We start from the raw sequence: 12,965 nt of genomic DNA, 5'->3' as shown, positions 1-12,965 counted from the left end.
TCGAGCATGTTCGGCGAGTGGGGCGGTGCGTTTGCGCCGACCTGCGGGAATCGCGCTATTTGGAGGTATGCATTTTGAAGAAACTGGCGATTTGCGGAGGAACCGCTGTCGTTGACCGACATTGGCCGAATTGGCCGCAATGCACCGAGAACACACGGCGCAACATCGACACTGTGCTTGGCAGCCATCGGTGGTCGATCAGTGGCCAATATCGGGGGCAGTCATCATGGGAAGAACGTTTCGCGCAGGCATTTTCGGCCTACACCGGTGCTGCCTTTTGCGTGCCGTCGTCCACAGGCACAGCGGGTCTGACCATGACCCTGGAGGCTTGCGAGGTTGGTGCATACGACGAGGTGATCGTGCCTGGCGTGAGTTGGGTTGCTTCAGCATCCGCGGTACTCGGGGTCAATGCCATCCCGGTACTCACCGACGTCGAGCCGGAGACCGGTTGCCTCGATCCCTCAGCGCTCGAACGTGCTATCACACCGCGCACGCGGGCCATCACCGTGGTTCACCTGGGATCAGCGGTTGCTGACCTGGACCGCCTGACGGCCATCGCCCGGGAACGATCGATTCCGCTGATCGAAGACTGCGCTCAGGCGCATGGGGCTCGCTATGCGGGACGGCATGTTGGCCGCTTCGGCATAGCCGGTACTTTCTCGATGCAGCATAGCAAGTTGCTGACGAGTGGCGAGGGCGGCGCCGTGATTACCGGTGACGCCGGCTTGGCGCGCCGTCTGGCGCATCTGCGGGCAGATGGTCGAACCGTTTCCTCGCAGCCGCCGCAGATGGATGAGATGGCGTTGATCGAGACAGCAGAGATCATGGGCAGCAATTACTGCCTTTCGGAATTTCATGCAGCCATCTTAGTGGCACAGTTGGAGATGCTGGATGAGCAACTCGCACTGCGTCGTCGTAATGCCGCGTTGCTGGACAGTCTACTGACTGCTCTCGGGCTTTCTCCGCAAGCGACCGCAGTCGGCACCACTGCGCGGGCTCATTACACCTATGTGGTTCGGCTACCGCAGTCGATCACCGAGAGGGTGAGCGCGGAGCGATTCGCTGCGGCGCTTGCCGCAGAGATCCGACTGCCCTGCAAGACGATGTACAGCGCGCTCAATCGCAATCGTCTGTACAAGCCGTTTTCGCGCAATCGTTTCGCTCTAGGCAAGAGTTTTACCGATGCGGTCGATCCGTCCCGTTACCGCTTACCGGCAGCCCAAGCGTTTTCCCAGTCTTGCATCGCCTTGCCTCACCGCATGCTGTTGGCCGATGCGGATGCGATGTCACGCGTGGCCTCTGCCTTCGAAAAAGTAGCCCGATCGATCGACGATCTTCGCGCCTGAGAGGGAGCACCGCGTGCCCGCAGATCGCTCGGTCTTAATTACGTGGCGCGCATCGCCTAAGGTGTGGATGAGCGTGTCGCAACAGTCGTCGACTGTCTGAGAGACCAATACCTTGTTCAGCTTTTTCGAAAGGCTTCTTCACCCCTTCCCAACCATCGAGCCACCGCCACCGCCCCGGCGTTTCTTCGCTTTTCTATGGGCCTGCACACAATGGGGACGTGGCGCGATAGTCGCCATGACGGTACTGACAACCGTCATGGCAGCCTTCGAGGCGTTGCTGTTTGCAATGCTCGGGCACATCGTCGATTGGCTCGGCACCCAACTGCCGTCGCGCCTGTGGGCCGAACGTGGCGACACATTGCTGTGGTTGGCCGCACTCTTGTTGATCAGCGTTGCTGTCGTCGCATTGCAGACGGTCGTCAAGCACCAGACACTTACTGTGAATTTGCTTGTGCGGTTGCAGTGGAACTTCCACCGTTTGATGCTGGGCCAGAGCATCACCTTCTATCAGAACGAATTTGCCGGCCGCATCACGACAAAAGTAATGCAAACCGCTGTCGCGGTGCGCGAAACCATTTTTGTGCTGACCGACGTGCTCGTAACGATGAGCGTATACGTCGCAACCATACTCGTCCTCGCCGGCGTATTCGACACGCAACTCGTGTGGCCCCTTGCAACTTGGCTCGGCTTATACATCGTGTCACTGCTTTATTTTGTGCCGCGCTTGGGCAAGGTCGGCAAGAGGCAGGCCGATGCGCGTACATTACTTGCCGGTCGTGTTACCGACGCATACAGCAACATCTCCACTGTCAAATTGTTTTCGCACACGCACCGGGAGGCGGACTTCGCACGTGAGGCAATGCATGAATACCTGAGCATCGGCTACCGCGAAATGCGTCTCGTGAGTGCCTTCGACGTTGTCAATCACCTGCTGAGTATGGGCCTTACGGTCGGGATGACGGGTACTTCGTTATGGCTGTGGTCCCGCGGTGCGATCGGTGCGGGCGGCGTGGCCGCGGCTGTCGCGATGGCATTGCGGTTACAGGGCATGTCGCACTGGCTCATGTGGGAGATGGCCAGCTTGTTCGAGAACGTCGGCGCCGTGCAGGACGGCATTAAGACGCTGTCGCACCCGCGGGCCGTGCTCGACGCGGCAGACGCGACTGATCTCGACGTGCCACGCGGTGAGGTGCGCTTTGAGCACGTCAGCTTCCAATACGTCGGTGGTGGCCGCCGAGTGATCGAAGATCTCAATCTAACGGTCGAGCCCGGTGAGAAGGTCGGCCTGGTCGGCCGCTCGGGGGCCGGCAAATCGACGCTCGTGAATTTGCTGCTGCGCTTTCATGACCCGGATACAGGACGCATTCTGATTGACGGGCAGGATATTGCGCACGTCAAACAGGACTCGCTGCGGAGCCATATTGGCATGGTCACACAGGACACTTCACTGATGAACCGCTCGGTGGCCGATAATTTGTCTTATGGCCGGCCCGACGCCACGTTTGCACAGATCGAGGCGGTAGCCGTGCGCGCCGAGGCTCACGATTTCATTCAAAACTTGAGAGATGCGGCTGGCCGCGGTGGCTACGAGGCGCATGTAGGCGAGCGAGGCGTCAAGCTTTCGGGCGGACAGCGTCAGCGAATCGCGATTGCACGTGTCATGTTGAAGGATGCGCCGATCCTCCTGCTAGACGAGGCCACCAGTGCGCTCGACTCCGAGGTGGAAGCCGTGATCCAGCAAAGTCTCTATCGGTTGATGGAAGGAAAGACGGTCATCGCGATTGCACATCGGCTATCCACGATCGCGGCGATGGACCGGCTGATTGTTCTCGACGAAGGCCGCGTCGTCGAACAAGGCGACCACGCAACGCTGCTGGCGCGGGGCGGCCTGTATGCGCGGCTGTGGGCTCACCAAAGCGGTGGGTTCCTTGGCGACGCGCCGCAAGAGCGCATCAGTTCCGTTGGCGACGCGACCGGAAGTGCACCCTCGGTCCTTTGAAATTTCCTTGGCTTCAAAGCAGCGTTGATCGACCCGCCTGCCTCGGCCGCCAGTCCCCCCGGCCCCCGGTGCAGCGTCGTCCGATTCGGGAGTTTTTCTACTTAAAATATGATTACAGACGAACAGCAATGCTACGGACCCAAGCTGGATCGACTTCTTCAAATTCGCGAGATCGATTCATTGGGCGCGCTGGTCCCGCCAATTTTTCCAATCGCGCCGCTGCCGACCGCCGAGACGGGCGGCTTAGCGCAAGCGGACGATCCTGTGTCGGCCTACGCCGCACTATTGGCACAGGTATCTCCCCGTTTGCCGGAGGCGGTGGAAGAAGTCTGCGGTCCGGCGCCGTGGATCGTGCGTAGTGCCGGCATCGAGGACTTGGCGGATCACATCAATGCGGGGGGCTATGAAAGCCTAATCTGTCTCGAGCCAGAGAATCTGATGCAGCGCGTTGCCGCAGTGGCACTGAGCGGATCGACCGAGCATGCACGGCGTCAGTGGGCGCTGTCTGGACGATCTGAGCGTTCGGCGTCCATCGCGTGCTTTGTGCAGCCGTTGCTGAAGATCGATGTTGCCGATGACATCGGCCTCGACCACTCGCCATATCTGGACGCGGAGGTATTGGATCGGATCGAGGCGGTGTGTGCCGTACTGATGAAGAGGTTCGACTTCACTGCGATCGATTGCGAATGGGGGCTTGAGACAGAGTTGGGTTTCGTCTCGATCACGACCGTCATGCCGCTTGATCAACGGCTGATGAATGTCGCCCATACGATCGGATTCGGTTTCGCCTGCGCCCAGAACACCGGCTCGCGGGCGACGACGCTTGCGTTGCGTCCAGCCTCCACTGCCCTCAGGCTCTGGCGGGGGCGGCATTTGCGTGAGACGCCGGTACGGCGATTGCACCTACTGCAGGCGCGACCCGCAACTCCCGAGGTGGCCTTTCGCGACCGGGAGGCGCTCACCGATGATTGCTACGAAGCGCTAGCTCGACACTATGAAGTCGTGGAAGCAGCCCTATTGATCCTTGGCGACGAATGCTTCGGCCAGACGCTGGTAGCGCCGGATCTCGCTAGCGCATGGCGCCGGTATTTGGCCCTGGATGGATCGGAACAAGCTGCCGTGGCGGTGGTGATTGTGGACGAGGGAAGTGCGGAGGAACATGCAGGCATTATGTTTCGGCAGCAGAAGATCACCTGCATCAGAACGAATACGCAGCGTGTGCCGGCCGGAGCGCATTGTGCCGCGTTCGATCGCGGTAGCTGCATCCTCGGTGGCTCGGCGATGCTGAGGTCGATCAAGACGGAAGTTCGTCGAGAACTGGTATTGCCCGACGACTGCTCGCTCATTTTTACGGATGAGGCGCTGACTCGCACCGGTGAGTTGACGCAGGAGTGCAATGACGCTCTGTCTCAACTCCAGCGGTTGCCGCTCGCCAAAGAGGCCAAAGAACGGTTGCTGGCACGCACCGAACAGCCCATGCCGACACTATGGATGCAGCGGGTCGATGGTGCGGTGGGGTCCCCCTCCCTGCTCGCGCAGATCCGACGGTCGCAGCATTCGTGGCGCGGAGAAGGGCTCATCGCACGCACCGAATTCGCGAAAGCCTATGAACGAGCGGTCCGAATGTCCCAGGCAGAGTCGCTGCGTGCACTCCCCACGCTGGTTGCGCTGTCGTCCGCCACACGCCCACTAGCCGAAAGCGCCGATTTGCGGCTCGCAATGCGGCTGCTGGATTGCGAAGCGGCGGCGTCTTGGGTGCCGCGAAACACGCTATCCCGCTTGCTTGAATCGGCGGCCAGGCAACTGGCTGCGCAGCAGGCAGATAACGCGGCGCTGGTGCTGGAAAGCGCATCGCTTGTCGGCGAGGAGTGTGCACGACTACCCCTCTATGAGATGGACGAGGTGGTTTCGTACCTGAACGCGTTGGCACACGTCTTCGAAGGCGGCTTGTCTCCTGCGTCGAGACTATCCATTCATTCACTGGGGCTACCGATTCCCAGCGCAGTTCTACTGGCGCTACGGGCACTGGATTGCCCGGCGGTTCTTGCACCGATCGAGAGGTTCCGTCACGCGGTCGCGTCTTCAAAAGGCATCGCTTCTGCCGGAGAAGCCGTGGAGCGGCTCTCACAACAGTTGAACGACGCCTACGCGCGCTTGTGTGACGCGCTCGGCAAGGCCGATTTGAAGAACGTCGCCGAGCAGATAAGAGGATCGCTGATCGAAACCTACGACGCTTCGCTGAAAGCGCTGCTGGCTCGTGCGGTGGAAGGGGGCGACGCTGAGAGTTACAAGCGGTATCTTTCAATGATGCGGCAGTGGATCGCACTGTTGAGCGCAGGGCCGCTATCCAACCGCGACGACATCGTGCTCCGTCGCTTTCAGCTTTGGTTGCGTCAGTGGAGCGACGAGGAGACGCCCACATCGTTCGAGATAGAGGACCGCAATTGGCGTTCCGAGTTCGATTCCATTGTTTCCGCCGGCGAGGCCGCTCCGCGCTACGAGAACCCGCACGTGTTGCACAACCTATTGCACCAGTGGTCATTGGCGGGTATGAGCCTGGATACGCGACAACTGCCGGAGCGGGTACGAGCACTCGAACGCTTCTGCTCGACGTTCAGCAGTCGCTCGACGAAGGTCCTGCGCTTCGAGCGAGAACTACTCGAGATCCAGATCCCGATGGGAACGCACAAGGCAAGCTACGTTTTCACGCCTCTTCACATCACGGTCGAATGGACGGAGCCGCCCGATTGTCCCGGCGACGAGATAGCGCGCATCTTGGCGTTCGAGATATTTCTGGATCGGCTCCGCTCGTGGATGTTCCCACGGCTGACGGCTCGGCGCGAGCGTGTATTGGGCACCTGGACTCTGTTCATTCGCCTCGGCGTCCCGGCGTCAAGGGGCTGGCATATCGAGGATTTCACAGCCTTTGTAGCAGCCACGCGCTTTCTCTTCGACGCCTCGTACGATTTTTCATATGTCGAGAACGACTCGGTTTCCGGTTTTGCCGAGCGCTTCGGTGGGGCGGACTGGGAATCGATCGTCACCACGTTCGTCCGATACCGTGCGGCCATGGACGACCGGGCACAGTACGTTGCGTTACATGCTTTGCCGATGTCGTCGGCCGTCGGTGCGATCGCGCAGAGTCCTGTTGTGCGCGGGTTGATTCTGCGCTGCCTGCGCGGCGGGGTCGACTACGGTTTGGCGTTGATCGACGGATACGCCCACTGGCTTGAGAGTCACCAAGAGGTCTGCGGCCGGTGGCGCGATCGCTATGAATATCTCAGGCAGGCCAGTCTGTTTCTGGCAGCTACCTGGCCAAGAGAGGTCCTTGCCTGGCTTACCCACCAGGAGGGCTTTCACGTTGGTCATGACCTGATCTCGGCCTGCCTGTTCAAGCGTTCGGAGTTGAGCGATGAATTGCGGCGCATCATGGCAGCGGGTGACTCAATGCGCTCCGGTATGCCTGCGCTGATCGCACGGCATGCGCCCGAGATTGCGGTGAAGGGGTGGGGGCCGACGACCTTGGCCATGCAACTTGCCGGCACGGGTGCTCGGTTCCGGCGCGCCAAACACTTCTTGGTCGCGCATTTCGCCGCTAGCATCGATCCGATCGAACTGGGAAGTTTGCTTCAGGGAATGGATACCGTGCCGTGGGGGTGCACCGCTGCCGCGGAGCGCGCTATCGAAACGCAGATATTGACAGGTAGAGCTACCTGCCGATTTGACCTGCAGCGAGGCATTGACTGGACGGCGCTGTCCGTCATCCCAACGGGCGACGCTAGTGAGGATGCACAGGCAGGGCCTGCCCCGATTCCCATGTAGACAACATGTTAGGTTCGTCGGGGAATGGGGGAGTCGGCCGACAGTTGCATCAAGCCTCGAGCGCCAACAACGCAAACGACGCAAGCCAATGCTCTCCCATGTAGTCGCCGGCGACGTGAGCAAGCGCCTCGTTCAAATGCGTCTCGGCTGCCTCTTCCAATACCCGTTTGCGCGGATCGCCATCGGCCAGCGCTCGAGCCAGTGACCTCTGACACCAAGCCCGGCTCAAATTCAGCCCGTCGAGGTGCGCGATCTTTCCATCGGTGCGATCGGTAACCGTCGCCGGCACGAACAGCGTGGCCGGTTCCCGTTGTCCCAGCCGAGGCAGAAACCGCTCGAACCAGATATTGAACGCATCGAGCGGCAGCACGCGCCGCATTAATTCGGCTTCCATCAGCGCCGGTGATAAAAACTCATCGCCGCCCGGCTCCCACGCCTGACAATCCGTATCGCGCTTGTACCAACGCCACGCCGTCTCTTCCACAAGCGCAACCAACTCGTCGCGCCCCGTTTTCCGCGCGAACTCGATCGTCAGTGCAAGCGCAAACGCCGTATTGAAATGCGTCCCGACGCGCAGCGGATAAGTCGCCTTCGGCAAAAACGCCATGAACCGCTCGACAAAGACTTCGGTCAGCGGCGCAAGCGTTGAAGCCCAACGAATCCCCTCCGGCGATCGCATCCCATCCAATTGCCCAGCGAGGGCAAGCAGCCAAGCCCATCCATACGGCCGTTCGAATCCGCGATTGTGAGGCTGACTCAAATATGCGACTTCGCCCGCCACATTCTCCGCGGTGAAATGCTTATCGATGACGCCCCGGATCTGCTGCGCCTGCGGCAGTTCAGGATACCGATCGAGCAGCCTCACCAGCAGCCAATATCCATGCACGCAAGAATGCCAGTCGTAGCTGCCGTAAAAAATCGGATGCAGTTCCCGCGGCGACCGCAGATCCTGCGGCCCCGAAACCGCATGCGTGAGGTGGTTCGGATACTCGCGCGTGAGATGCGACAAGGCGAGGGTAGCGAACTTCGAGGCGGTAGCATGCGTGAGTCGAGCGGTCATCGATGCGTATCCTTCTTTGTAGCCGTGTCGTAGCGGCGCATCGCTTCGCTGACGTCTTCTTTGAGCCGGGTCAACGAGTCGAGCGCAGGCGCGGGCGGCTGCAGTGCGGTCCAGAGAACATCGACGAGACGGTCTGCCGTCCCGTCGATATCGAGTGTGCGATGCGCCAGGGTAGCATCCCACAGCACATGCTCCATCGGACCGAACACCATCGACCGCATCAACCGCAGCGGAAAATCGGCGCGAATCTGCCCCGCCTGCTGCCCCTGCGACAGCACCCTCATCAACGGCGCCGTGTAGCGGCGCTGCAGCGCCGTCAATTCCGCGCTGAGCTCGTGATGCTTGGCACGCCCCTCGGACAGCACGAGCGAGCACATCCCGGTCCCGTGCACGAGCATCAGCCGCAAGTGCGTGCGGACGATGAAGGCGAATTGCTGACGCGCACTGCCGTCTCTCGGCAGCCCCGTTTCGATCGCGGCAATGATTTCGTCGTACCAATCGGCGATCACGCGGGCGCACAGCTCGCGCTTGCCGCGAAAGTAGCTGAAGACGGTCGCCTCCGAGACGCCGAGCCGCTGCGCGATCTCCGCCGTCGTAGCGCGTTCGTAGCCTTTTTCGGAAAACACCTCGCGCCCCGCCTGAAGGATGTCCTTCACGCGCTGCTGAGATTTGCGTCCGGCCGGCTGGCGCCTTGCGCCGCTTGCCTCGGCCTTCGATTCTTCCACCGTCTGAGTCGTATTCAACTTTGCCGTGCCCGCTGGGTTGCTGCGCCGGATATTACCACCGCCGGCCTATGCCGCTGCGCCCACACTGAAAAATGAGCTTTCCTCAATAAAACTATTGACGCTTACGTAAATGTGGCGTGAAATGCGCGGTGACCGAGCGCTCGTGCCGCTCGCAGGGCTAGATCCGGCCCCAAATCGAATTCGAGGAGACGTTCATGAGCAATGTGCCTGGTTTGCAGTTCGCGCTCGGCGAAGACATCGACATGCTGCGCGACGCGATTGCCACCTTCGCCGCGAAGGAAATCGCGCCGCGAGCGGGCGAAATCGATCGCAACGACCAATTCCCGATGGATCTGTGGCGCAAGTTCGGAGACCTCGGCGTGCTCGGCATGACGGTGTCCGAGGAATACGGCGGCGCGAACATGGGCTACACGGCGCACATGATCGCGATGGAGGAGATCTCGCGCGCGTCGGCATCGGTCGGCTTGTCGTACGGCGCGCACTCGAACCTGTGCGTGAACCAGATTCACCGCAACGGCACGCCCGAGCAAAAGAGCAAGTACCTGCCCAAGCTCGTATCGGGCGAGCACGTCGGCGCGTTGGCGATGAGCGAGCCGAACGCCGGCTCGGACGTCGTCAGCATGAAGCTGCGCGCCGATAAGCGCGGCGATCGTTACGTGCTGAACGGCACGAAGATGTGGATCACGAATGGTCCCGACTGCGACACGCTCGTCGTCTACGCGAAGACGGACGTCGAGGCCGGCGCGCGCGGCATCACGGCCTTCATCGTCGAAAAGGGCATGAAAGGCTTCTCGGTCGCGCAAAAGCTCGACAAGCTCGGCATGCGCGGCTCGCACACGGGCGAACTCGTGTTCCAGGACGTCGAAGTGCCCGAGGAAAACATTCTCGGCACGCTGCACGGCGGCGTGAAGGTGCTGATGAGCGGGCTCGACTACGAACGCGCGGTGCTGGCCGGCGGCCCGACCGGCATCATGCTTGCCTGCATGGATGCGGTCGTGCCGTATATCCACGATCGCAAGCAATTCGGCCAATCGATCGGCGAATTCCAGCTGATTCAAGGCAAGGTCGCCGACATGTACACGACGCTGCAGGCTTGCCGCGCCTATCTGTACGCGGTCGGCCGGCAGCTCGACACGGCCGGCAAGGACCACGTGCGCCAAGTGCGCAAGGACTGCGCGGGCGTCATTCTCTATACGGCCGAGAAAGCCACGTGGATGGCCGGCGAAGCGATTCAGATCCTCGGCGGCAACGGCTACATCAACGAGTACCCGGTCGGCCGGCTGTGGCGAGACGCGAAGCTCTATGAAATCGGCGCCGGCACGAGCGAGGTGCGCCGCATGCTGATCGGCCGCGAACTGTTCGCCGAAACCGCTTGATGCGGATCCACGGTTAGACGCAGGACGCTGCACGCTGGACGATTAGACCCACTTAGGCGACCTTAGACGAACGCCGCGAGACGGAGCATTGAGCCCCATGCCGATCATCGAAAGCAAGTTGAACCCGCGCTCGGACGATTTTCGAGCGAACGCCGCCGCGCTTGATGCGGTCGTCGCCGATCTGCGCGCGAAGGTGGCCCATCTCGCGCTCGGCGGCGGACAAGCCGCGCGCGACAAGCACGTGTCGCGCGGCAAGCTGCTGCCGCGCGATCGCATCGCGCAACTGCTCGATCCGGGCACGCCGTTCCTCGAGTTCTCGCAGCTCGCCGCGTTCGGCATGTATCACGATGCCGCGCCCGGTGCCGGCGTCATCACCGGTATCGGCCGCATCGCGGGACAAGAGTGCGTGATCGTCTGCAACGACGCGACGGTCAAGGGCGGCACGTACTACCCGATGACGGTCAAGAAGCACGTGCGGGCGCAGGAAATCGCCGCCGAGAACCGGCTGCCGTGCGTCTATCTCGTCGATTCGGGCGGCGCGAATCTGCCGAATCAGGACGACGTCTTCCCCGATCGCGATCACTTCGGCCGCATCTTCTTCAATCAAGCGAACATGTCGGCCGCGGGCATCGCGCAGATCGCCGTCGTCATGGGATCGTGCACGGCCGGCGGCGCGTATGTGCCCGCCATGAGCGACGAGTCGATCATCGTCAAGAACCAAGGCACGATCTTCTTGGGCGGGCCCCCGCTCGTGAAGGCGGCGACGGGCGAGGAAGTCAGCGCCGAAGACCTCGGCGGCGGCGACGTCCATACCCGGCTCTCGGGCGTGGCCGATCATCTCGCGCAGAACGACGCGCACGCGCTCGCATTGGCGCGCGGCCTCGTCGGCAAGCTGAACCGCACGAAGCGGCCGCCGGTCGCGATGCGCGAAGTCAAGCTGCCGCGCTATGACGCGCAGAGCCTGTACGGCGTGATCCCCGTCGATACGCGCAAGCCGTTCGACGTGCGCGAAGTCATCGCGCGCATCGTCGACGATTCCGAGTTCGACGAATTCAAGGCGCGTTTCGGCACGACGCTCGTGACGGGGTTCGCCCACATTTGGGGGCACCCGGTCGGCATCATCGCGAACAACGGCATCTTGTTCTCCGAATCGGCGGTTAAGGGGGCGCACTTCATCGAGCTGTGCTGCCAGCGCAAGATTCCGCTCGTGTTCCTGCAGAACATCACGGGCTTCATGGTGGGCCGCAAGTACGAGAACGAAGGGATCGCGCGCCACGGCGCGAAGATGGTGACGGCCGTGGCAACCGCGAAGGTGCCGAAGTTCACGGTCATCATCGGCGGCTCGTTCGGCGCCGGCAACTACGGCATGTGCGGCCGCGCCTACTCGCCGCGCTTCCTTTGGATGTGGCCGAACGCGCGTATCTCGGTGATGGGCGGCGAGCAGGCCGCATCGGTGCTGGCCACGGTCAAGCGCGACGGCATCGAAGGCAAGGGCGGCACCTGGAGCGCGGATGAAGAGGAGGCGTTCAAGAAGCCGATTCGCGATCAGTACGAGCATCAAGGGCATCCGTACTATGCGAGTGCGCGACTGTGGGACGACGGCGTGATCGATCCCGCGCAAACGCGCGACGTGCTGGGCCTCGGGCTGTCGGCAACGATGAACGCGCCGATCGAAGACACGCGCTTCGGCTTGTTCAGAATGTAAGGCGTCGTCGTAGTGCACGAGTTGGGATCATACGTTGGAATCATACGAGCGCCCAACTCGGGGCACTAGACCCTCACGGAGACGATAGATGTCAATGCAATACAGCATGCTGGAAGTTGCGTTCGCGGGGCATGTGGCGAAGGTCACGCTCAATCGCCCCGACGTGCGCAACGCGTTCAACGAGACGACGATCGCCGAACTGACCGACGTGTTCGGCGGGCTCGATGCCCGCGACGACGTTCGCGCGATCGTACTTGCCGCCAACGGTCCGGCGTTCTGCGCCGGCGCGGATCTGAACTGGATGAAGAAGATGGCGACGTTCTCCGACGAGGAGAATCGCGTCGACGCCCGCCGTCTCGCCGACATGCTGTCGGCGATCTATCGCGTCTCGAAGCCTGTTATCGCTCGCGTATCGGGCGATGCGTATGCGGGAGGCGTGGGGTTGGTCGCGGCGGCCGATATCGTCGTCGCTGTCGACAGCGCCCGGTTTTGCCTCTCGGAAGCGCGGCTCGGCCTCATCGCCGCGACTATCGCACCGTATGTCGTGCGTGCGCTCGGCGAGCGGGCCTCGCGCCGCTATTTCACCACGGCCGAGCTCTTCGATTGCGCGACGGCGCAGCGCCTCGGGCTCGTGCATGAAATGGTCGCGTCCGATGCGCTCGACGGCACCATCGAAAAGATGACGGCCACGCTGTGCGCCAATAGTCCGAACGCCGTGCGCGAATCGAAGCGCCTCGTGCAGGACGTGGCGGGCCGCGTGCTCGACGAAGCTTTGATCGACGACACCGCTCGCCGCATCGCCAGCATTCGCGCGAGCGAAGAAGGGCGCGAGGGCGTGGCCTCGTTCCTCGAAAAACGCGCGCCGGCTTGGCGCGACTGACCGCAACCGACTGCCGCTCCATTGCGAGACT

General features: G+C 61.9%; 8 protein-coding genes. 6 read left to right on the top strand and 2 right to left on the bottom strand.

The window, feature by feature from the left end; genetic code table 11:
* Positions 1-74: 74 nt before the first annotated feature.
* The 3 genes from DWV00_RS24635 (at position 75) to DWV00_RS24625 (ending at position 7,167) form a co-directional block, all read left to right on the top strand.
* Entirely contained in the window at positions 75-1,346 is a 1,272-nt protein-coding gene (locus DWV00_RS24635; RefSeq protein WP_220274730.1) for a DegT/DnrJ/EryC1/StrS aminotransferase family protein, read from the top strand.
* A gap of 112 nt (positions 1,347-1,458) precedes the next feature.
* Positions 1,459-3,345 carry an ABC transporter ATP-binding protein gene (locus tag DWV00_RS24630; RefSeq protein ID WP_115536224.1) on the top strand — a complete coding sequence of 629 codons (1,887 nt, stop codon included), beginning with the start codon at positions 1,459-1,461 and terminating at the stop codon, positions 3,343-3,345.
* Between the two features lie 108 nt (positions 3,346-3,453).
* The gene (locus DWV00_RS24625; RefSeq protein ID WP_115536223.1) at positions 3,454-7,167 is read left to right on the top strand and encodes a hypothetical protein; all 3,714 of its coding nucleotides are present in this window, start codon (positions 3,454-3,456) and stop codon (positions 7,165-7,167) included.
* 49 nt (positions 7,168-7,216) lie between these two features.
* On the opposite strand, the gene DWV00_RS24620 is transcribed toward DWV00_RS24625, so the two are convergent.
* Both DWV00_RS24620 and DWV00_RS24615 read right to left on the bottom strand, forming a co-directional pair.
* The gene (locus DWV00_RS24620; protein ID WP_115536222.1) at positions 7,217-8,227 is read right to left on the bottom strand and encodes a DUF2891 domain-containing protein; all 1,011 of its coding nucleotides are present in this window, start codon (positions 8,225-8,227) and stop codon (positions 7,217-7,219) included.
* Positions 8,224-8,952 carry a TetR/AcrR family transcriptional regulator gene (locus DWV00_RS24615; protein ID WP_115536221.1) on the bottom strand — a complete coding sequence of 243 codons (729 nt, stop codon included), beginning with the start codon at positions 8,950-8,952 and terminating at the stop codon, positions 8,224-8,226. Before DWV00_RS24615 ends, DWV00_RS24620 begins: the two co-directional genes overlap by 4 nt.
* A 215-nt stretch (positions 8,953-9,167) precedes the next feature.
* On the opposite strand from DWV00_RS24615, the gene DWV00_RS24610 reads away from it, so the two are divergent.
* From DWV00_RS24610 to DWV00_RS24600, 3 genes are all read left to right on the top strand, one after another.
* Positions 9,168-10,349, top strand: a complete 1,182-nt coding sequence (locus DWV00_RS24610; protein ID WP_115536220.1) for an isovaleryl-CoA dehydrogenase — start codon at positions 9,168-9,170, stop codon at positions 10,347-10,349.
* Between the two features lie 97 nt (positions 10,350-10,446).
* A complete protein-coding gene (locus DWV00_RS24605; protein WP_115536219.1) occupies positions 10,447-12,054 on the top strand; it encodes a carboxyl transferase domain-containing protein in 1,608 nt (535 codons plus the stop codon).
* Between the two features lie 94 nt (positions 12,055-12,148).
* Entirely contained in the window at positions 12,149-12,934 is a 786-nt protein-coding gene (locus DWV00_RS24600) for an enoyl-CoA hydratase/isomerase family protein (RefSeq protein ID WP_115536218.1), read from the top strand.
* The last annotated feature ends 31 nt before the right edge of the window (positions 12,935-12,965 follow it).

Origin of the sequence: Trinickia dinghuensis, assembly GCF_003367175.1 — a bacterium.
In the GTDB taxonomy this organism is placed as follows: domain Bacteria; phylum Pseudomonadota; class Gammaproteobacteria; order Burkholderiales; family Burkholderiaceae; genus Trinickia; species Trinickia dinghuensis.
The sequence above is the reverse complement of the archived record's forward strand: the minus strand, read 5'-3'. Positions and strand labels throughout refer to the sequence as shown.

Bases quoted from the DNA above. Each gene is read 5' to 3' on its own strand.
- DWV00_RS24620 (WP_115536222.1), bottom strand. From the start codon at position 8,227: ATGACCGCTCGACTCACGCATGCTACCGCCTCGAAGTTCGCTACCCTC.
- DWV00_RS24605 (WP_115536219.1), top strand. From the start codon at position 10,447: ATGCCGATCATCGAAAGCAAGTTGAACCCGCGCTCGGACGATTTTCGA.
- DWV00_RS24625 (WP_115536223.1), top strand. From the start codon at position 3,454: ATGATTACAGACGAACAGCAATGCTACGGACCCAAGCTGGATCGACTT.
- DWV00_RS24600 (WP_115536218.1), top strand. From the start codon at position 12,149: ATGCAATACAGCATGCTGGAAGTTGCGTTCGCGGGGCATGTGGCGAAG.
- DWV00_RS24610 (WP_115536220.1), top strand. From the start codon at position 9,168: ATGAGCAATGTGCCTGGTTTGCAGTTCGCGCTCGGCGAAGACATCGAC.